The following is a 19449-nucleotide window of genomic DNA, read 5'->3' on the forward strand; positions in this document are numbered from 1 at the left end:
ACCCTAGCCCTGATGGAAGCGGCATCCTTTGCTGCCGGGGTTCGGCAGCAAAGATATAGCGTACAGCAGGAAATAGCTCCTGATTACTAATCGGAATATTTTAGAATCAGGATTGTTCCGTTGAAAATTTGTTCGAATAAAGCTTAAAAGTAGTATTTTTGCAGTATGGAAACAAATAGACAGAAAAAAATAGGCGGTGTCATCCAAAAAGATTTGGTGGACATTTTGCAAGGTGAAGTGAGAAAAAATGGCGTTACTAACTTAGTAATTTCAGTATCCAAAGTAGTGGTAACCTCAGATTTATCGGTAGCTACGGTGCATTTAAGTATTTTTCCTCAAGAGAAGGCAAAAGAAACATTAGAAGCCATAAAAACGAATACCAACTTGATTAAACACGATTTGTCGCAACGTGTTCGTTTGCAATTGCGTAGAGTTCCTAATTTGGTTTTCTTTATTGATGACTCGTTGGATTATATCGAGAAAATCGACAATGCCTTGAAAAATCAGGAAAATCCTATTGAAAACAGAGATTTATTAGAAAAACGAAGACAGTTTTAAATTGAATTTCCCGCTTTACATCGCGCACCGGTACCTTAGAAGTAATAGCAAAAACAGCGCTATTAACATTATTAATCGCATAGCTAGTTTGGGCATCATTGTGGGTGCTATGGCGCTATTTGTAGTGCTGTCGGTATTTAGTGGTTTGAAAGAATTTAGTCTTTCGTTTACCAATGAAATTGATCCCGATTTGAAGGCAGCTCCAGTGCTTGGCAAATCGTTTTTTATTACTCCCCAACAAGACCAAGAAATCAAAAAAATAGCGGGAATTGCTTCCTTCTCCAAAATTATTGAAGAACGAGTGCTTTTTACTTTTGCAGATAAGCAAGAAGTGACTTATTTGAAAGGAGTGGACACGCAATTCACCAAAGTAAACGCCATTGAAAAAAAATTGTACAACGGGCAATGGCTGCAACCCAACACCTATCAAGTTGTGGTAGGATACGGAATGGCGCAAAAATTCTCGATGGGTTTGTTTGATTACAATACGGCGCTTGAAGTTATGGTGCCAAGGCCGGGCAAAGGGACGATTACGATTCCATCAGAAGCCTTTAATCAAACGGATTTGATTCCGATTGGGATTTATTCGATTAGTGAAGATTTGGATTCAAAATACGTTTTTGCCGATTTGGGATTGGCGCAAGAATTACTAGAATACCAACCCAATCAAATTTCGGGAATAGAATTTAAACTCCGCCCCAATGCGGATGAAAACAATATTATTGAGCAACTACAAACGATTTTCAAAAATAAAATCACGCTAAAAAACAGAGCGCAGTTGAACGAGTCGCTTTATAAAATGTTGAACACCGAAAACATTGCAGTGTATCTGATTTTTACTTTAGTGATTGTCGTGGCGCTTTTTAACTTGATTGGCGCTTTGATTATGATGATTTTAGACAAAAAAGGCAACCTGAAAACCTTATTCAATCTCGGAACCGAAATCAAGAGTCTTCGCAATATTTTCTTGCTACAAGGGACTTTATTGAGTGTTTATGGCGGAATCATTGGATTGCTTTTGGGCATCGTAATTGTGCTATTGCAACAACAATTCGAGTGGATTATGATTACCCCAACATTGGCTTATCCAGTCGTTTTTAGTTTTGAAAACATCGCAATCGTAATGGTGACCATTATCACGCTTGGCTTTTTGGCTTCGTTGATTGCTAGTAGTCGTGTGAGTAAGAAGTTGTTGGATTAAAAAAAGCCACGAATTCACGAATTATTAGTGAATTCGTGGCAAATCTGAAGCAGATTTAATTTTTAAACCACTTCATACCCAGAATAAGCATCGATAATCTCGTCAAGAACTGCAAATAATTCTTCAGGTTTATCGAGCGTAACCAATTGTTGTTTGTAGGTTTTGAACGAATGAATTCCTTTGAAATAATTGGTATAATGCGGTCTTGTTTCTACAATTCCGTGACGTTCGCCTTTCCAGTCCATAGCCCAAGTCAAATGGTTGCGAACCGCTTCTACTCTATCAGCAACGGTGGGTTTGGCCAAATGTTCTCCTGTTTTAAAGAAATGCTTGATTTCGTTAAAAATCCAAGGATAACCAATAGCGGCACGACCAATCATAATCCCGTCTACACCGTATTTGTTTTTGTATTCTAATGCTTTTTCAGGAGAATCAATATCGCCGTTTCCAAAAATCGGCATCGTAATTCTTGGATTGTTTTTCACACGAGCAATGTGAGACCAATCGGAATGACCTTTGTACATCTGGGCGCGTGTTCTAGCGTGAATGCTTAATGCCGCAACGCCAATATCTTGCAAACGTTCAGCCACTTCATCGATGTTGATAGAATTATCGTCCCAGCCCAAACGGGTTTTTACGGTTACAGGTAAATGCGTACTATCAATAACTGCTTTGGTCAAACGAATCATCAAATCGACGTCTTTTAGAACTCCTGCTCCAGCGCCTTTACAAACGACTTTCTTTACAGGACAACCAAAATTAATATCAATTAAATCTGGGTTTACGGTAGAAACGATTTTAGACGATAACGCCATCGCCTCTTCATCGCCACCAAAAATCTGTATACCAACAGGACGTTCGTAATCGAAAATATCCAACTTCATTCGGCTTTTGATGGCATCGCGAATCAATCCTTCAGAAGAAATAAACTCGGAATACATTAAGTCGGCACCGTGCATTTTGCACAATCTACGGAAAGGCGGGTCGCTTACGTCTTCCATAGGTGCAAGAAGTAAAGGAAAATCTGGAAGTTCTATGTTGCCAATTTTGACCATCTTGAGGTAATTTTTTGCAAAATTACGGTTTTTAAGCGAAAGGATAAAAAGGTTATTTTGAAAGACTTTTTAGATATGGTTGTTGTTGGCTTTGAAGCTATTGAATTTAGCGTATATTTGCAGATTATTTGTCGTTTAGCAGGGTTTGCGTGAGTGATAGTAGCGGCATCCTTTTATGTAGCGATAGCGGAATAAAAGATATAGCGGATAGCACGACGGCTTTTTCTGCCGGCACGCCCTACTTCGACTGCGCTCAGTACTCGACTGCGCTCAGTACTCGACTGCGCTCAGTACTCGATTGGACTCAGCATGACATAGAATTTGATATTTATTGAAAATGAAACATATAAGAAATTTTTGCATTATTGCACACATTGACCACGGAAAAAGTACTCTTGCTGACCGATTATTAGGCGCTACGCAAACGGTGACCGCTCGTGAAGAAAAAGCCCAATTGCTAGACAACATGGACTTGGAGCGCGAACGTGGTATTACCATTAAGAGTCACGCCATACAGATGGAATACACCTACAAAGGCGAACAATACATCTTGAATTTGATTGACACTCCGGGTCACGTGGATTTCTCGTATGAAGTTTCTCGTTCAATCGCCGCTTGTGAAGGCGCACTTTTGATTGTTGATGCGGCTCAAAGTATACAAGCACAAACGATTTCTAACTTATACTTGGCTTTAGAAAACGACTTAGAAATTATTCCTGTTTTAAACAAAGTCGATTTGCCAAGTGCCAATCCTGAGGAGGTAAGCGATGACATTATCGATTTGTTGGGCTGTGAATTAGAAGATATTATTCACGCGTCAGGAAAAACAGGTTTTGGGGTCGAAAATATTTTGGCTGCCATTATCGAAAAAATTCCACCTCCAAAAGGTAACAAAGAAGAACCTTTACAAGCCTTAATTTTTGATTCACATTACAATCCTTTCCGCGGAATTGAAGTTATTTTCCGTGTGGTAAATGGAGAAATCAAAAAAGGTCAAAAGATAAAATTCATGGCTACTGGCAATGAATATTTTGCCGATGAAGTTGGAACTTTAAAACTGAATCAAGTTCCAAAAAGCGTAATCTCCACTGGAGATGTTGGGTATTTGATTTCTGGAATTAAAGAAGCCAAAGAAGTAAAAGTAGGGGACACCATTACCGATGCCAAAACACCTACCACCAATATGATTACAGGTTTTGAGGACGTGAAACCGATGGTTTTTGCTGGAATTTACCCTGTCGATACAGAAGATTTTGAAGAACTAAGAGCTTCAATGGAAAAACTACAGCTAAATGATGCTTCGCTGGTATTTACAGCTGAAAGTTCGGCGGCTTTAGGATTTGGTTTCCGTTGTGGATTCTTAGGAATGCTACATATGGAAATTATTCAGGAACGATTGGAGCGCGAGTTCGATATGACTGTAATTACTACGGTTCCGAACGTTTCGTATTTGGCATATACCAAAAAAGAGCCTGAAACAGCTATTATCGTTAACAATCCATCAGATTTACCGGAACCATCAAAACTGGACCGTGTAGAGGAGCCTTATATCAAAGCAACCATCATTACCAAGTCTGATTTCGTGGGTAACGTAATGAGTTTGTGTATTGAAAAACGTGGTATTATCACGAATCAAACCTATTTGACCACTGAACGTGTGGAATTAAACTTTGATATGCCATTGGCCGAAATAGTATTCGACTTTTACGACCGATTGAAAACAGTTTCTAAAGGTTATGCGTCGTTTGATTACTCTCCTATTGGAATGCGTGCTTCAAAATTGGTTAAATTGGATGTATTATTAAATGCTAATCAGGTGGATGCGCTTTCTGCGTTGATTCACGAAAGCAATGCTTACACGATTGGTAAAAAAATGACCGAAAAATTACGTGAGTTGATTCCGAGACAACAATTTGATATTCCGATTCAAGCAGCAATTGGAGCTAAAATCATTGCTCGTGAAACCATAAAAGCCTTGCGTAAAGACGTTACTGCCAAATGTTACGGTGGAGATATCTCTCGTAAACGTAAACTATTGGAAAAACAGAAAAAAGGTAAAAAACGTATGCGTCAAGTAGGAAATGTAGAAATTCCGCAAGAAGCGTTTATGGCGGTTCTTAAACTGAACGACTAGTTTTTTTTAGAGAAAAGAATATAGAAAATAGAATAAAGAGAAAACCTGACGATGTAAAAATTGTCAGGTTTTTTTGTTTAGATTAAAAATCATATTTATTTTCAAACTAATAATTAAGACTATTTATACTTAGAAAATAGTATAAGGCTAACAGGTAACAAAACCTTTTTTCATTAACTTTGTTTTTATGGAAACAATAAAATTAAACATTGATTTAAGTGTAAGTCAATTACTTGAAGCGGTTAAACAATTATCTCCAAAAGATCGATTGAAAATCAATGATGCGCTTTGGAATGAAGATGTTGAAATTCCTATAGAACATCAAAAAATTGTTTTAGATCGAATCGCTAAAGCTAAAACTAATCCTGAACGCCTTTTGGATTGGGACAAAGTATCTAAAACACTATAAAAGGTTTGGGCTATAAATTAAAGATAGATATTGACGCATTCAATGACATCCTTGAAACCTCTGAATGGTATGAAATACAATTAAAAGGTTTGGGTTTTCGCTATAAATCTCAAGTTAAAAGACAAATTAATTCTTTAAAGAAAAACCCTTACTTGTATTCTATAAAATACGACGAGGTGAGATGTCGGAAAATTGAAAAATTCCCTTTCCTAATTCACTATCTAGTAAACGAAGAACTAAAGTTAATTACTGTTTTTGCTGTTTTTCATACTTCGAGAAATCCTGAAATTTGGAAAAAGCGAAATAAGTAATTTTTTTCTGCAAATATTGCATTAGCTTTTATGACAATAAAAAGAAAACCTGACGATGTAAAAATTGTCAGTTTTTTTGTTTCTAATTCCCCGCCAAGGCGGGGTTAGGGGCTTTCCCTATTTATGCTTCAACCAATCAAACAAACGCTGTGCATCGGAGCCTTTGAATAATTGGGTGCCTTCGTTCATCGTGGCGGCTGAACCACAAGCCACCCCCCATCGAATAACTTCTTTTAAAGGTTTATTTTGGGATAGCGCCCAAACCATGCCTCCTACCATACTATCTCCAGCACCTACTGTACTCTTTTTGGCAACATTAGGAGCAGGCACAAACTCATAATGGTCTTTGGTAACCAAAACAGCGCCTTGTGGACCAAGAGATACCACTACTATTTCTGCACCTCCTTTAGCTATAATTTTCTTGGCTGCTTCGTTTACTTCTTCCATTTCAAGTCGCTCTTCGCCAATTAATTTGGCTAGTTCACCAACGTTTGGCTTGATTAAATAAGCGCCAACTTCAAGGACTTTTTCTAAAGCTTCTCCTGAGGTATCGATAATTAATTTTGAGTGGTTCTCTTTTGCAATATGGGCTACTTTTTGATAAAAATCAGCATTCAAGCCTTCATTCAAACTACCGCTAGCCACCAAAAATTTAGGCTTGAACTCCCTAATTTTAGCTAAAAATCGCTCACTTTCTTCTTCCGTTAACGAACCTCCCGTAAATCCAAATCGGTATTGCGAATTGGTATTCGTATCTACCGCCACAAAACTTTCGCGTGTCCAACTCTCCACAGCAACAGCCTCACTGGCAATATTTTCTTTAGCTACTAATTCTTCTAACAATTGTCCCATAGCGCCACCTGAAGTGAATAGTGCCATAGAATTTCCGCCTAATCGTGCGATCGCTTTAGAGACATTGATTCCGCCACCTCCAGCGTCGTATCTTGGGATTTCGCAACGGATTTTTTGTTCGGCTACTAATCCTTTAAAACTTGTGCTTTTATCAACTGCTGGGTTGACCGTTAGGGTCACTATATCGAATGCTTTCATACTTTCAATTTTTAATTACATAAAGATGCATATTTTCAATGAAAATCGAAGTATTCTTGGCAATTAATTCTTCGTACCTTTGCCTTTTTAAAACCATAAACAAACATGATTGAAGATAAAAACCCTCAACGTACTAGTATTGCTCAATTAGGTGAATTTGGGTTAATCGACCATTTGACAAAAAACTTTGAAATTAACCAAGAATCAACCCTAAAAGGAATTGGTGACGATGCAGCTGTTTTAGATTTTGGCACAAGAAAAACAGTAGTTTCAACCGACTTGTTAATTGAAGGAGTACATTTTGATTTGGCTTATATGCCTTTAAAACATTTGGGCTATAAATCAGTTGTAGTTAATCTCTCTGATATTTGTGCTATGAATGCAAAACCTACACAAATCACTGTTTCGGTAGCCGTTTCTAATCGATTCCCTTTAGAGGCATTGGAAGAATTATATGAAGGTATTGCCAGAGCGGCCAAAGAATACAAAATTGATGTCATTGGTGGCGACACTACTTCTTCTCAAAAAGGAATGATTATTAGCATTACCGCTTTAGGTGAAGCAGATGAAAATGAAATCGTTTATCGAAATGGAGCCAAAGCAACTGATTTATTAGTAGTAACTGGTGACATTGGAGCTGCTTATATGGGACTTCAAGTTTTAGAAAGAGAAAAACAAGTCTTTCAAGTAAATCCTAATTCGCAACCAGATTTAGATGCGTATACTTATTTAATTGAGCGACAACTGAAACCAGAAGCAAGAACCGATATTCGAAGCTTATTACATGCCTTAGAGATAAAACCAACTGCTATGATTGATGTTTCTGATGGCATTTCTTCTGAAATCATGCATTTGTGCAAACAATCTAATGTGGGCTGTAATTTATATGAAGACAAATTACCATTAGATCCTCAATTTATTTCTGTGTGTGAGGAATTCAACATTGACAGTACAACTATCGCAATCAACGGTGGAGAAGATTATGAGTTGTTATTTACTATAGCAATGTCTGATTTTGATAAAATTAAAGGAAACCCAAACTTTACAATTATTGGACACATGACAGAACCAGGAGAAGGCCTTCACTTAGTTACTCGTGCAAATACAAAAATTCAATTAAAAGCAAGAGGCTGGAATGCCTTGAGTGAATAATCAACTTATTTTTATTAATAACAAAGAGTCGTTTTCTAAATTGAAAACGACTCTTTTTATATTATACCTGTCTAAAAAAATACTGTTAAAATAATCCTAAAAAAACAACATAAGAGCACTATATTTATTATAAACAAAACACTTTAACATTAAAAATAAAAAAGGTGGAATCTCTTCCACCCTTTTTGCCCCAAATCTACCATAAACTTAACCTACTAATATTATGGTTTAGTAAACTTACTATAAAGCTATAGTACTAACAATCTTTTTCGATGAAATGCAAAAAAATCCGATTAAATACAGATTTTATGATTTCTTTAATACGCTCTTGCGTCTTTACCCTCATAAAAATTCATAAATGCGCGATTGACTACACGATTCCCACCTGGGGTAGGGTAATCACCTGTAAAATACCAATCTCCTAAATTTTTAGGACAAGCTATATGTAAATTTTCAACGGTCTGGAAAATAATTTTTACTTCTGCATTGATTTCAGAAGAACTTAACATTTCAGCTATCTTATCAGAAACCTCTTGGGGCGTAAATGGCTCATATATGGCGGTAACATAATTTACCACTTCAATATCTTTAAAGTTCTCTTGAGCTTTACACTTAACGTATACTTCATCGACAATATGATATAGATTTCTTTCTTTAAGCAACTCTAAAGCGGCTTTAAAAGCAATTAACCCTTCTAACTTGGCCATGTCAATTCCGTAACAATCTGGGTAACGAATTTGAGGCGCTGAAGAAACGACAACGATACGTTTAGGATTCAAGCGATCCATCATTTTGATGATACTTTTCTTAAGTGTAGTACCACGTACAATACTATCATCAATTATCACTAAATTATCCGTTGGCTGAACCACTCCATACGTCACATCATAAACGTGAGCCACTAAATCGTCCCTACTGCTGTCTTCTGTAATAAAGGTTCTTAATTTAGCATCTTTAATCGCTACTTTCTCTGTACGTATTTTTACCGCTAATAACTCCTGTAAACTCTCAGTCGTTAAGGTATTTCTATTAGCTAATATGTAATTGTTTTTACGCTGATTCAAGAAATCCTGTGCCGCTTCAACCATTCCAAAGAAAGACGTTTCAGCGGTATTCGGAATATAAGAAAACACCGTATTATCAGTATCGAAATCTATGGTTTCCAAAACAGCCGGCAATACCAGTTTACCTAACATTTTACGCTCTCTATAAATCTCTGCATCACTTCCTCTTGAGAAATAGATTCGTTCAAAAGAACAGGCTTTTTTGGCAATTGCAGGAAGTATTTCTTGCATAGAAACGGTTCCGTTCTTTTTGATTATCAAAGCAGCTCCTGGATCGATTTCATGCACTTCATCAAAAGGAACATTAAACACCGTTTGAATCACTGGTCGCTCTGAGGCCACCACAACAATTTCGTCATCTTGGTAAAAATAAGCAGGGCGAATTCCTGCTGGATCTCTAAAAACAAATGCATCTCCATGCCCTAAAAGGCCTGCCATAGCATAACCTCCGTCAAGATTTTTGGCAGCACGTTGTAAAATCTTTGCAACATTTAATCGTTCGGCTATTACAGGCGAAGCTTCTCTTTTATTTAACCCTTCATTTTTACAATCTTGATACAAATCAGTAACGGCATCATCTAGAAAATGACCTATTTTTTCCATTACTGTAACCGTATCTGCCATCTCTTTTGGATGTTGACCTAGCTCTACTAAATTTTCAAAAAGCTCCTTAACATTAGTCATGTTAAAGTTACCCGCTAGAATCAAATTACGATGCATCCAGTTATTTTGACGTAAAAACGGATGCACACTCTCGATACTATTTTTACCGAAAGTACCATAACGTACATGCCCCAAAAACAACTCCCCTAAATAAGGAATATTTGCTTTTTGAAGGGCAACACTTTCTGCATATTCAGGATGTGCGGAAAGTTCATCATTAATTCTCGAATTGATTTGAGCAAAAACATCTTGAATGGGTTGGGCATGATTCGAACGCACTCGACTGATATATCTTTGACCTGGCTCAACATCTAATTTTATACTTGCAAATCCAGCACCGTCTTGTCCTCGATTGTGCTGTTTTTCCATAAGCAAATACATTTTTTGGATGCCATAAAAGGCTGAACCATATTTTTCCTTATAGTATTCAAGTGGCTTAAGAAGTCGTACTAAAGCTATTCCACATTCGTGTTGTAAAGCGTCACTCATGGTATTTATTGTTGTGTTGTATTAAGCAGTTTATTAAAAAAAGCTCAGTTCCCTGAGCTTAAGTCATTATAGTTCGATGTCAAATTGAGTCAAAGCTTTGAACTGTTTCAAGCGTTGATTCACTTCTTTTGCTTCTAAACCAACCATTCGTTCTGTTCCAAATTTCTCCACACAAAAGGAAGCCAAATTAGAGCCGTAAATGATTCCGTTTTTCATGTTTTCAAAAGAAATATTTTCACTTTGAGCAATGTATCCAGAAAATCCTCCTGCAAAAGTATCACCAGCACCCGTTGGGTCAAAAACTTCTTCTAATGGTAATGCTGGCGCAAAAAACACTTCGCTTTTATGAAACAAAAGGGCTCCATGCTCTCCTTTTTTAATCACTACATATTTTGGGCCTAATTCCTGGATTTTGGCTGCAGCTTTTACCAAAGAATATTCGCCAGATAGTTGTCTTGCTTCTTCATCATTTATAGTAATCACATCTACACGTTTAATCACATCAAGTAATTCAGGTAGGGCACAATCCATCCAAAAATTCATAGTATCTAAGACTACTAATTTCGGAGTAGTCTCCATTTGATCCAAAACACTGCTTTGTACTAGTGGATGAAGATTTCCTAACATCACAACTTCAGCATCTTTGAAATTTTGAGGTACTTTTGGTTGAAAATCAGCCAAAACATTAAGTTCTGTAACCAATGTATCTCTTGAATTCAAATCATTGTGATACAAGCCACTCCAAAAGAAAGTCTTTCCACCTTTAACAATTTCAATTCCTGAAATATCAATGTTTCGAGAAGTTAATAAATCTAAATGCTCTTGTGGAAAATCATCCCCAACTACAGAAACAATTGCAGACTGTAGGTCGAAAAAAGAAGCTGACAAACCTATATATGTCGCGGCGCCACCTACTATTTTATCAGTTTTCCCAAAAGGAGTTTCAATTGCGTCGAAAGCTACTGTTCCAACAATCAATAATTTATTCATTTGCTGTGTTTCGAATTAAGGCGCAAAGATAGTTCATAAAGTGTAAAGTTGCAACGATTGCAAGCCTCAAAGAAACAAAAGTAATAAATACTGATTTTCAGATTATTATATCATTTTTTGATCCTCTTTTTCATAAAAAGAATCAATAGAAAGTTGCTTTTGTTGCGAAGCCATCACGGCCAACTCATCGCAACGTTCGTTTTGAGGATGATTATTATGACCTTTGATCCATTTAAAATCTACTTGATGCTTGCGATAAATGATTAAAAAACGCTTCCAAAGATCAGCATTTTTCCTGTCGGTAAATCGCTTTTTTTCCCATCCAAAAACCCATTTTTTCAAAACAGAATCTACCACATACTTTGAGTCCGAAATGACCAAAACAGAAGTATTTTCGTTTTTTAGCTTTTCAAGGCCAACAATTACAGCTAAAAGCTCCATTCTATTATTAGTAGTTAAACGAAATCCTTCATAGAATTCTTTTTTATAAGGTTTGCCTACCCACTCCATAACTACGCCATAGCCACCAGGACCGGGATTTCCTTTGGCCGCTCCATCGGTATAAATATGAACTTGATGTGACATTTAGAGAAATTAGTTTTTAGCTTATTGATTTATTATGATTTACTTTTAAAAGCTTAGTCACCTAATAAATTATCTATAATAGTAGGGAAGTGTTTTTGTTCTAATTCATGAATTTTTACTGCGACATCTCCAGGGGTATCTTCGGGAGTAAGAGCAACAGAGGATTGAAAAATGATCGCTCCCTCATCGTAATTTTCATTTACATAATGAATAGTAATCCCAGTCTCTTTTTCCTTGTTAGCAATCACAGCTTCGTGAATATGCATGCCATACATTCCTTTACCCCCAAATTTTGGCAATAATGCGGGGTGTATATTTATAATTCTATTTGGGTAAGCCTCTATTAGATTTTGAGGAATTTTTAGTAAAAAACCAGCCAATACAATTAAATCAGGTTGAAAAGTATTGATTTTTTGTAATAAAAAACCTTCATTTAATTCTTGTTTTGAAAAAATTTGAGACGGAACTTCTAATTTTGCAGCACGTTCAATCACCTTTGCAGAGGGATTATTAGTGAAGACATTCACTACCTTAGCTTTAGAAGAATTCGAAAAATATTTAATGATATTTTCTGCATTTGTTCCCGATCCCGAAGCAAAAACAACAATTTTTTTCATGTTACAACTCATTTTATTTTGCAAAAAACGACATAAAAAACGAAAAAAAACAGCTTTGATTGTCCTTTGTTAAAATAAATTTTAGTTTTTATCCAATACATTTATAAACTAAATAGTAGTTTTAAAATAAAGTTTTTTATTTTTGCCAACAAATTAAATTCTAAAATTAAAGATTATGTCAGACATTGCATCAAGAGTAAAAGCGATTATCGTAGACAAATTAGGTGTTGACGAAAACGAAGTTGTAACAGAAGCAAGCTTCACAAATGATTTAGGAGCTGACTCATTAGACACTGTTGAGCTTATTATGGAATTCGAAAAAGAATTCGACATTCAAATTCCAGACGATCAAGCAGAAAACATTGCTACTGTTGGTCAAGCTATCTCTTACATCGAGGAAGCAAAAAAATAATAAATTTTCACCCGTTTGCATTGCTTGTAAACGGGTGTTATTATTTTTAAAATCAATTTAATACTTAGTGGAGGGGTTTTCCTCCTTATAAATACTTATATTGTAATACCCATGTCTCTTTTGTACTCTATATACAATAAAAGAATGCGTGGGTTTTATTTGTTTAAAGCTAACAAAACACATACGTTATGGAATTAAGACGAGTTGTAGTTACAGGATTAGGTGCACTAACTCCAATTGGAAATAACATCCAAGAATACTGGCATGGTCTTTTGAATGGAGTAAGCGGAGCTGCTCCAATTACATACTACGATACCGAAAAACACAAAACAAAATTTGCGTGTGAAGTAAAAAACTTCAATATTGAAGATTATATGGATCGCAAAGAATCTCGACGACTAGACAAATTTGCCCAATATGCTATTGCCGCAAGTGATGAAGCTATTAAAGATGCTGGATTAACAGACGACAATATTGACAAACAAAGAGTAGGTGTTATCTGGGGTGCTGGAATTGGTGGACTTGAAACTTTTCAAGACGAGGTATTGTATTATGCAAAAGGTGACGGAACTCCAAAATTCAATCCTTTTTTTATTCCAAAAATGATTGCAGATATTGCTCCAGCTCACATTTCGATGCGAAATGGCTATATGGGTCCCAATTATACAACAGTTTCAGCTTGTGCTTCTTCTGCTAATGCATTAATTGACGCGTTTAACTACATCCGATTAGGAATGTGTGACGTGATTATCTCTGGAGGCTCTGAAGCAGCGGTAACAATTGCAGGAATGGGCGGCTTTAGTTCTATGCACGCTTTATCTACTAGGAATGAAAGTCCAGAAACCGCTTCGAGACCTTTTGATGCCACCAGAGATGGCTTTGTATTAGGTGAAGGTGCTGGCGCACTTGTACTTGAAGATTACGAACATGCAAAAGCGAGAGGCGCAAAAATATACTGTGAAATTGGTGGTGGCGGAATGTCATCAGACGCCTATCATTTAACCGCTCCTCACCCAGAAGGAATTGGAGTTATTGCCGTAATGAAAAACACCCTTCGAGATGCAGGAATGAATCCAGAAGACGTAGATCACATCAATACACACGGAACTTCTACTCCTCTTGGAGACGTAGCTGAATTAAAAGCGATCAGTGCAGTGTTTGGCGATCATGCTAAAACCATCAATATTAATTCGACCAAATCAATGACTGGTCACTTGTTGGGAGCCGCAGGAGCAATTGAAGCTATTGCTTCTATCTTGGCCATGAAACACGGGATAATCCCTCCAACCATTAATCATAGCGTTGTAGATGATAAAATCGACCCATCACTAAATCTTACTCTAAATACACCTCAAAAGAGAGAAGTAAATGTGGCTATGAGTAACACTTTTGGTTTTGGCGGGCACAATGCATGTGTATTGTTTAAAAAATTAGTTGACTAATTTCGTATGCGAATTTTAAAAAAAATATTTTCAAAATCCCGTTCTCTCGAAGACGGGATTTTTTTTAATGCTCTCGAAAAAATATTGGGTTTTCCACCAACCGAGTTAGAATCCTACCGGAAAGCATTCACACATCGTTCCTCAAACAAAGTAGACAAAGAGGGCAACCCTATGAATTATGAACGATTAGAATTCTTAGGGGACGCCATGCTAAGTTCTGTCATTGCTGGTTATTTATTTAGTAAAGCACCTTATGGAGACGAAGGTTATTTAACAAAAATGCGTTCCAAAATAGTAAGTAGAGAACACCTAAATGAACTAGGAAAAGACTTAAATTTAATTCAATTCATAGAAAGCAAAGTTCCGGTACAACATTTTGGAGATAACATTCATGGTAATATCTTTGAATCTTTAATTGGCGCCATTTATTTGGACAAAGGATATGTATTCTGCGAAAAATTCATTAATTCAAGAGTAATTACACCTTATGTTGACATTAGCCGATTAGAAGGCAAAGTAATCAGCTATAAAAGCTTGGTCATCGAGTGGTGCCAAAAAGAAAAAAGAGTATTTCATTTCGATATTTTTGAAGACAATGCCATTGATGGACAACGTTTATTTGGTGTCCGATTGAGTATTGACGACAAAGTAATTGCCAAAGCAAGAGCTACTTCCAAAAAGAAAGCTGAAGAAAAAGCAGCCCAAAGAGCTTATTTTGCCTTTCAAGAAAAAATAAACAAGAAATAATCTTATTTTTCTTAAAACTATATCGTTTTCGTTAAGGATTTAACAAAATCATATCAATCTTTCTTAGAAAATCTTCTATAGAAGTAGTACCTTTACTGCTAATTTATTTTTGAAATGGCAATTCACAAAGTAAGTTTAGATGAGTTTGAAGAAATAGATTATTCTATCATTGCTATACATACTCCTTTGGAGGATTATCGTTTAGCTTATTTCATTAATCTAGCCTTAAACATTAATCTTGGCAGAAGTCCAAAAGACATTTTGATTGACATAAAAGAAGGAAAATCTTTTTTCTCGAAATACTCTTATTATGATGCTAAAAAAGACAGTACTTGGCATCTGATTCAAAATAAAAATGAAGTAATTCAGAGCGATACTAAGCAAAAATCCAATCTGTTTTTCGATCAAAATATAGAAATCGCTGCTCAAGTATATTTGTTACCTGAACTTAAAAAAGCAGACTATTTCTTAAAAATTGAAGCCTGTCATAGCAATTTTAATAAAACAAAAACAGTTGCTGATTTAAACACTATAGAAGCCATAAGTATGGTCTATAGCGTAAAAACAGAAACCATAAAATCAAAAAACAATTTAATTTTTTAACAACAATGCTTACAAACAAAAAAACGAAAATTGTAGCCACACTAGGACCTGCATGTAGTACAAGAGAAGTCATCAAAGACATGATTGAGGCAGGAGTTAATGTATTTAGAGTAAACTTTTCGCACGCTGATTATGAAGATGTAAAAAACAAAATCAGTATTATTCGTGGCCTAAATGAAGAATTTGGATACACAACAGCAATATTAGGTGACCTACAAGGTCCAAAATTACGTGTTGGTGTGATGGAAGAAGGAGCATTTGTTAATGAAGGTGACTTAATTACATTTACTACGGCAGAAGATATTCTTGGAACTTCTAAAAAAGTTTTCATGAAATATCAAAACTTTCCGAACGATGTAAATCCTGGCGAAAGAATACTTTTAGACGACGGAAAACTTATTTTTGAAATCGTTGAAACAGACAAAAAAAGCGAAGTACTTGCCAAAGTTATTCAAGGTGGAGAACTAAAATCAAAAAAAGGAGTTAATCTTCCTAACACAAAAATCTCTCTTCCAGCGTTGACAGAAAAAGATATTGCTGATGCAAAATTTGCCATTGAACAACAATTAGACTGGATTGCCCTTTCATTTGTTAAAACACCAAGAGATTTACAAGATTTACAAGAATTAATCGCTGAGCATTCTGAATTTAAAATTCCAATTATTGCCAAAATCGAAATGCCAGAAGCACTAGAGAATATGGACAAAATTGTAGCTTTTTGTGATGCTCTAATGGTGGCTCGTGGAGATTTAGGAGTTGAACTTCCTGCTCACGAAGTACCATTGGTTCAAAAAGAATTGATTAGAAGAGCTAAAACGGCAAGAATTCCTGTAATTGTAGCCACTCAAATGATGGAAACAATGATCACAAGCCTCACTCCCACTCGTGCTGAAGTAAATGACGTTGCAAATTCTGTTATGGATGGTGCAGATGCTGTAATGCTATCTGGAGAAACAGCAACAGGTAACTATCCTGTTCAAGTTATTCAGAAAATGACACAAATCTTGGAAGCGGTTGAAGATTCACCACTGATCAATGTTCCTCAAAATACACCACAAATAAAAACGAATCGTTATATCACCAAAACAATTTGTCACCATGCTGCCATGATGGCCAACTCAATCAATGCAAAAGCTATTTGCACATTGACCAATAGCGGTTATACTGCTTTCCAAATATCGGCCTGGAGACCTAATGCGCACATCTTGGTATTTACATCAAACAGACGTATTCTAACACAGCTTAATCTATTATGGGGAGTTAAATCCTTTATGTATACGAAAGATGTCAGCACAGACGATACCGTTACTGATGTAAACGAAATCGTAAAAGAGAAAGGTTTTGTGAAAAAAGGAGACTTTTTAATCAATTTAGCAGCTATGCCAATCAAAGATAAAGGAATGGTTAATACTTTAAGAGTATCTGAAATAGCATAATTCCTAAAGTATAGATTAAAAAAGCGCTCCAAAAATATGGAGCGTTTTTTATTTATATTTTACTTTAAAAATATCCGGAGTATTTATATCTTTAACCATCATTAATTTTCATTCCATAACTATAAATTAACACTTATGGCTTTTAATAACTCGAACAACCCGTTTTTAAACAACAAAACATTCAAAAATCAAGGAAACTCTAACGAAGTACATCAAGCTACAATCATTGATTATAACTCCGAAATGTCCCTGACTGGAACCATAAACAAAAGTCTAATCCTTTTCTTATTGCTGACAGCCGCAGCAACAATTACTTGGTGGATGGCGTTTAATGATATGAATCCAATCGTACCTGCTTTTGGCGGAGCTATCGTTGGGCTAATTTTGGTAGTAATTGCAGCTTTCAAACCTCATTTATCGCCTTATTTAGCGCCTGGATATGCTGTTTTTGAAGGGCTTTTTATTGGAGGTATTTCTGCTATTTTTGAGGCTAAATATCCTGGAATTGTACTACAAGCCGTTGGAGCAACATTTGTTACCTTTTTAGTTTGTTTGGGCCTTTACAAATATAAAATTGTAAAAGTTACGGAGCAATTCAAATCTGTCGTTATTGCTGCGACTTTAGCAATTGCAACCTATTACCTAATTTCTTGGTTGTTTTCAATGTTTACGAGTTTTACTCCGATTCACCACGACAATTCATTAATGAGCATTGGAATTAGCGTTTTTGTAATTATCATTGCTGCATTGAATTTATTTCTAGATTTTGACAGAATAGATCAAGGCGTAAATCAAAGAATGCCAAAATACATGGAATGGTACGGAGCTATGGGATTGCTTATTACCTTAGTTTGGTTATACATAGAGTTCCTTAGATTACTCTCAAAACTTTCCAGTAAAGATTAATTAAAAAGGAAACTTCCGAAAAAAATCATTGCAATTTCAAAAATTGCATAGATAAAATTTGGTTCAGTAGAAGTTTCTATATCTTTTTTACATAAAAAAAGGCTGTCCAAAAGTTAGGACAGCCTTTTCTATTTTGGTTACAATTTGTTTTTACTTTTCTAAAACAAAACGTCTTGTTACTTCAGTCCAGTTGATTACATTGAAAAAAGCTTCAATATAATCAGGTCTTCTGTTTTGGTAGTGCAAGTAGTAAGCGTGTTCCCAAACATCCATTCCTAAGATTGGAGTTCCTCCACAACCCACACCAGGCATCAATGGATTGTCTTGATTTGGAGTACCACAAACTTCAAGTTTACCACCTTTTTGCACACATAACCAAGCCCATCCTGAGCCAAATTGTGTAGCTCCTGCTTTAGCAAACTTAGCTTTGAATTCTTCGAACGTACCGAAAGAAGCTTCGATAGCATCAAGCAATTCACCTGTCGGTTGTCCTCCTCCATTTGGAGACATTACAGTCCAGAACAAATTGTGATTGTAATATCCACCACCATTGTTACGCACAGCAGCATTAGTCTTGTCTAAATTGATTAAAATATTTTCGATCGTTTTGCCCTCCATATCCGTTCCCGCAATAGCAGCATTCAGGTTAGTGGTATAGGCATTATGATGTTTAGAATGGTGAATTTCCATTGTTCTAGCATCAATATGTGGTTCTAATGCATCGTATGCATAAGGTAATTGAGGTAATTCAAAGGCCATGATATCTTAATTTAATTGATTTATAAAATTTATCCAAATTTATACAATTAACTTTATACTTTAAAAAACAATTTTGTTATAATTCCTATTTTGTTTTTGAAAACCACATTAAGTAAAGAATACACTGAAAGATGCCATTTTGATTTTTAACTTAGAGAGAAATTTAATTTTAGGAATGTGCCATAGCCATACATACAATACTGATTTTGGCTCCAGGAATTGTCAAAAGTGCTCTTGAACAAGATTCTAAAGTCGCCCCGGTGGTCAAAACATCATCGAGCAATAAGAAATGTTTGTTATGCTCTTTTTCTTCAAAAACCACATCAAAAACTTGGTCAATCCCTTCCATTCTACCCAATAAATTTTTCTTGGATTGGGTTTTAGAATCTATCTTTCTGAGTAAAATATGATTTTCAACAGGAATGTTTAATACATTTGATAAAGCATTTGCAAAAGTATCTACTTGGTTGTATCCTCTTTTGTGTCTTCTTTTTTTATGAATAGGAACGGGTATAATCGCGTCTACACTTTTGATAAATGCATTGTTTTTTAACTCCTCGGCATACCAATATCCTAATTGCGTACCTATTTCCTGATGCCCACGATATTTCAAATTGTGAATTAATTCTTGGACCATTCCTTTTTTATGAAAGTACAAGAAAGCCGAGGCATGAATTACTGGAATCCTGCCATAAAATTTTTTAAATGCTTCGTTTTCTGTTTGCAAATGATGATGGGTTTGCGGTAAATGATGCCTGCAATTGGTACAAATGACCGTTTCATTGCTCAATAAAAAAGAATGACATCCCGAGCAAACTGGTGGAAAAAAGAGATGAATGAGATTTTTAAGCATCTAATCAAGGAAT

20 protein-coding genes are annotated in these 19449 nt (G+C 35.8%); 12 read left to right on the plus strand and 8 right to left on the minus strand.

Going from position 1 to position 19449, the window contains the following annotated elements; all coding sequences use genetic code 11:
* The first annotated feature begins 165 nt into the window (after positions 1-165).
* Positions 166-558: a 30S ribosome-binding factor RbfA gene (rbfA, locus tag FLB_RS09690; RefSeq protein WP_064715752.1), complete on the plus strand. Its 393-nt coding sequence runs from the start codon at positions 166-168 to the stop codon at positions 556-558.
* 1 nt (position 559) lies between these two features.
* Positions 560-1759 (plus strand): ABC transporter permease, encoded by a 1200-nt coding sequence (locus FLB_RS09695; RefSeq protein ID WP_064715753.1) that lies wholly within the window; start codon positions 560-562, stop codon positions 1757-1759.
* 62 nt (positions 1760-1821) lie between these two features.
* On the opposite strand, the gene dusB is transcribed toward FLB_RS09695, so the two are convergent.
* Positions 1822-2814: a tRNA dihydrouridine synthase DusB gene (gene dusB / locus FLB_RS09700; protein ID WP_064715754.1), complete on the minus strand. Its 993-nt coding sequence runs from the start codon at positions 2812-2814 to the stop codon at positions 1822-1824.
* A 337-nt stretch (positions 2815-3151) separates the two neighbouring features.
* Here dusB and lepA point away from each other — a divergent pair, with 337 nt between their 5' ends.
* The 3 genes from lepA (at position 3152) to FLB_RS14550 (ending at position 5668) form a co-directional block, all read left to right on the plus strand.
* Positions 3152-4948 carry a translation elongation factor 4 gene (gene lepA, locus FLB_RS09705; RefSeq protein WP_064715755.1) on the plus strand — a complete coding sequence of 599 codons (1797 nt, stop codon included), beginning with the start codon at positions 3152-3154 and terminating at the stop codon, positions 4946-4948.
* Positions 4949-5135: 187 nt separating this feature from the next.
* Positions 5136-5357 (plus strand): addiction module protein, encoded by a 222-nt coding sequence (locus FLB_RS09710; protein WP_064715756.1) that lies wholly within the window; start codon positions 5136-5138, stop codon positions 5355-5357.
* A 5-nt stretch (positions 5358-5362) separates the two neighbouring features.
* On the plus strand, positions 5363-5668 hold the full coding sequence (locus tag FLB_RS14550; RefSeq protein ID WP_064715757.1) for a type II toxin-antitoxin system RelE/ParE family toxin: 306 nt from the start codon (positions 5363-5365) through the stop codon (positions 5666-5668).
* A 117-nt stretch (positions 5669-5785) separates the two neighbouring features.
* On the opposite strand, the gene FLB_RS09720 is transcribed toward FLB_RS14550, so the two are convergent.
* Complete coding sequence (locus tag FLB_RS09720; RefSeq protein WP_064715758.1) at positions 5786-6718, minus strand: 1-phosphofructokinase family hexose kinase; 933 nt, start codon at positions 6716-6718, stop codon at positions 5786-5788.
* A gap of 105 nt (positions 6719-6823) precedes the next feature.
* Between FLB_RS09720 and thiL the strand changes: the two genes are divergently transcribed.
* A complete protein-coding gene (gene thiL, locus FLB_RS09725) occupies positions 6824-7870 on the plus strand; it encodes a thiamine-phosphate kinase (protein WP_064715759.1) in 1047 nt (348 codons plus the stop codon).
* A gap of 317 nt (positions 7871-8187) precedes the next feature.
* Here thiL and FLB_RS09730 read toward each other — a convergent pair whose 3' ends face one another.
* The 4 genes from FLB_RS09730 to purN form a co-directional block, all read right to left on the minus strand.
* Complete coding sequence (locus FLB_RS09730; RefSeq protein WP_064715760.1) at positions 8188-10086, minus strand: amidophosphoribosyltransferase; 1899 nt, start codon at positions 10084-10086, stop codon at positions 8188-8190.
* A 66-nt stretch (positions 10087-10152) separates the two neighbouring features.
* Positions 10153-11076: a PfkB family carbohydrate kinase gene (locus FLB_RS09735; protein ID WP_064715761.1), complete on the minus strand. Its 924-nt coding sequence runs from the start codon at positions 11074-11076 to the stop codon at positions 10153-10155.
* A gap of 105 nt (positions 11077-11181) precedes the next feature.
* Complete coding sequence (gene rnhA / locus FLB_RS09740) at positions 11182-11661, minus strand: ribonuclease HI (protein ID WP_064715762.1); 480 nt, start codon at positions 11659-11661, stop codon at positions 11182-11184.
* A gap of 53 nt (positions 11662-11714) precedes the next feature.
* A complete protein-coding gene (purN, locus tag FLB_RS09745; RefSeq protein ID WP_064715763.1) occupies positions 11715-12278 on the minus strand; it encodes a phosphoribosylglycinamide formyltransferase in 564 nt (187 codons plus the stop codon).
* A 175-nt stretch (positions 12279-12453) separates the two neighbouring features.
* On the opposite strand from purN, the gene FLB_RS09750 reads away from it, so the two are divergent.
* The 6 genes from FLB_RS09750 to FLB_RS09775 all read left to right on the plus strand — a co-directional run bounded on the left by FLB_RS09750 (position 12454) and on the right by FLB_RS09775 (position 17824).
* Entirely contained in the window at positions 12454-12690 is a 237-nt protein-coding gene (locus FLB_RS09750) for an acyl carrier protein (RefSeq protein ID WP_007137004.1), read from the plus strand.
* Positions 12691-12878: 188 nt separating this feature from the next.
* A complete protein-coding gene (gene fabF, locus FLB_RS09755) occupies positions 12879-14132 on the plus strand; it encodes a beta-ketoacyl-ACP synthase II (protein WP_064715764.1) in 1254 nt (417 codons plus the stop codon).
* 6 nt (positions 14133-14138) lie between these two features.
* A complete protein-coding gene (gene rnc / locus FLB_RS09760; protein WP_064715765.1) occupies positions 14139-14879 on the plus strand; it encodes a ribonuclease III in 741 nt (246 codons plus the stop codon).
* Positions 14880-14993: 114 nt separating this feature from the next.
* Positions 14994-15482, plus strand: a complete 489-nt coding sequence (locus FLB_RS09765; protein WP_064715766.1) for an IPExxxVDY family protein — start codon at positions 14994-14996, stop codon at positions 15480-15482.
* A 5-nt stretch (positions 15483-15487) separates the two neighbouring features.
* Entirely contained in the window at positions 15488-16918 is a 1431-nt protein-coding gene (pyk, locus tag FLB_RS09770; RefSeq protein ID WP_064715767.1) for a pyruvate kinase, read from the plus strand.
* A 135-nt stretch (positions 16919-17053) separates the two neighbouring features.
* Positions 17054-17824, plus strand: a complete 771-nt coding sequence (locus tag FLB_RS09775) for a Bax inhibitor-1/YccA family protein (protein ID WP_064715768.1) — start codon at positions 17054-17056, stop codon at positions 17822-17824.
* A gap of 150 nt (positions 17825-17974) precedes the next feature.
* Here FLB_RS09775 and FLB_RS09780 read toward each other — a convergent pair whose 3' ends face one another.
* Both FLB_RS09780 and FLB_RS09785 read right to left on the minus strand, forming a co-directional pair.
* Positions 17975-18583: a superoxide dismutase gene (locus tag FLB_RS09780; protein WP_064715769.1), complete on the minus strand. Its 609-nt coding sequence runs from the start codon at positions 18581-18583 to the stop codon at positions 17975-17977.
* Between the two features lie 169 nt (positions 18584-18752).
* Positions 18753-19436, minus strand: coding sequence for a ComF family protein (locus FLB_RS09785; protein ID WP_064715770.1), 684 nt, complete (start codon positions 19434-19436; stop codon positions 18753-18755).
* Between the last annotated feature and the right edge of the window lie 13 nt (positions 19437-19449).

The organism is Flavobacterium succinicans (genome assembly GCF_001662485.1).
Taxonomy (GTDB): Bacteria; Bacteroidota; Bacteroidia; order Flavobacteriales; family Flavobacteriaceae; genus Flavobacterium; species Flavobacterium succinicans_A.

What these genes read in the sequence shown, in the direction of transcription:
- rbfA (WP_064715752.1), top strand. Translation starts at nt 166, where the DNA reads ATGGAAACAAATAGACAGAAAAAAATAGGCGGTGTCATCCAAAAAGAT.
- dusB (WP_064715754.1), bottom strand. Translation starts at nt 2,814, where the DNA reads ATGGTCAAAATTGGCAACATAGAACTTCCAGATTTTCCTTTACTTCTT.
- lepA (WP_064715755.1), top strand. Translation starts at nt 3,152, where the DNA reads ATGAAACATATAAGAAATTTTTGCATTATTGCACACATTGACCACGGA.
- FLB_RS09710 (WP_064715756.1), top strand. Translation starts at nt 5,136, where the DNA reads ATGGAAACAATAAAATTAAACATTGATTTAAGTGTAAGTCAATTACTT.
- FLB_RS09720 (WP_064715758.1), bottom strand. Translation starts at nt 6,718, where the DNA reads ATGAAAGCATTCGATATAGTGACCCTAACGGTCAACCCAGCAGTTGAT.
- thiL (WP_064715759.1), top strand. Translation starts at nt 6,824, where the DNA reads ATGATTGAAGATAAAAACCCTCAACGTACTAGTATTGCTCAATTAGGT.
- FLB_RS09730 (WP_064715760.1), bottom strand. Translation starts at nt 10,086, where the DNA reads ATGAGTGACGCTTTACAACACGAATGTGGAATAGCTTTAGTACGACTT.
- FLB_RS09735 (WP_064715761.1), bottom strand. Translation starts at nt 11,076, where the DNA reads ATGAATAAATTATTGATTGTTGGAACAGTAGCTTTCGACGCAATTGAA.
- rnhA (WP_064715762.1), bottom strand. Translation starts at nt 11,661, where the DNA reads ATGTCACATCAAGTTCATATTTATACCGATGGAGCGGCCAAAGGAAAT.
- purN (WP_064715763.1), bottom strand. Translation starts at nt 12,278, where the DNA reads ATGAAAAAAATTGTTGTTTTTGCTTCGGGATCGGGAACAAATGCAGAA.
- FLB_RS09750 (WP_007137004.1), top strand. Translation starts at nt 12,454, where the DNA reads ATGTCAGACATTGCATCAAGAGTAAAAGCGATTATCGTAGACAAATTA.
- fabF (WP_064715764.1), top strand. Translation starts at nt 12,879, where the DNA reads ATGGAATTAAGACGAGTTGTAGTTACAGGATTAGGTGCACTAACTCCA.
- rnc (WP_064715765.1), top strand. Translation starts at nt 14,139, where the DNA reads ATGCGAATTTTAAAAAAAATATTTTCAAAATCCCGTTCTCTCGAAGAC.
- FLB_RS09765 (WP_064715766.1), top strand. Translation starts at nt 14,994, where the DNA reads ATGGCAATTCACAAAGTAAGTTTAGATGAGTTTGAAGAAATAGATTAT.
- pyk (WP_064715767.1), top strand. Translation starts at nt 15,488, where the DNA reads ATGCTTACAAACAAAAAAACGAAAATTGTAGCCACACTAGGACCTGCA.
- FLB_RS09775 (WP_064715768.1), top strand. Translation starts at nt 17,054, where the DNA reads ATGGCTTTTAATAACTCGAACAACCCGTTTTTAAACAACAAAACATTC.
- FLB_RS09780 (WP_064715769.1), bottom strand. Translation starts at nt 18,583, where the DNA reads ATGGCCTTTGAATTACCTCAATTACCTTATGCATACGATGCATTAGAA.
- FLB_RS09785 (WP_064715770.1), bottom strand. Translation starts at nt 19,436, where the DNA reads ATGCTTAAAAATCTCATTCATCTCTTTTTTCCACCAGTTTGCTCGGGA.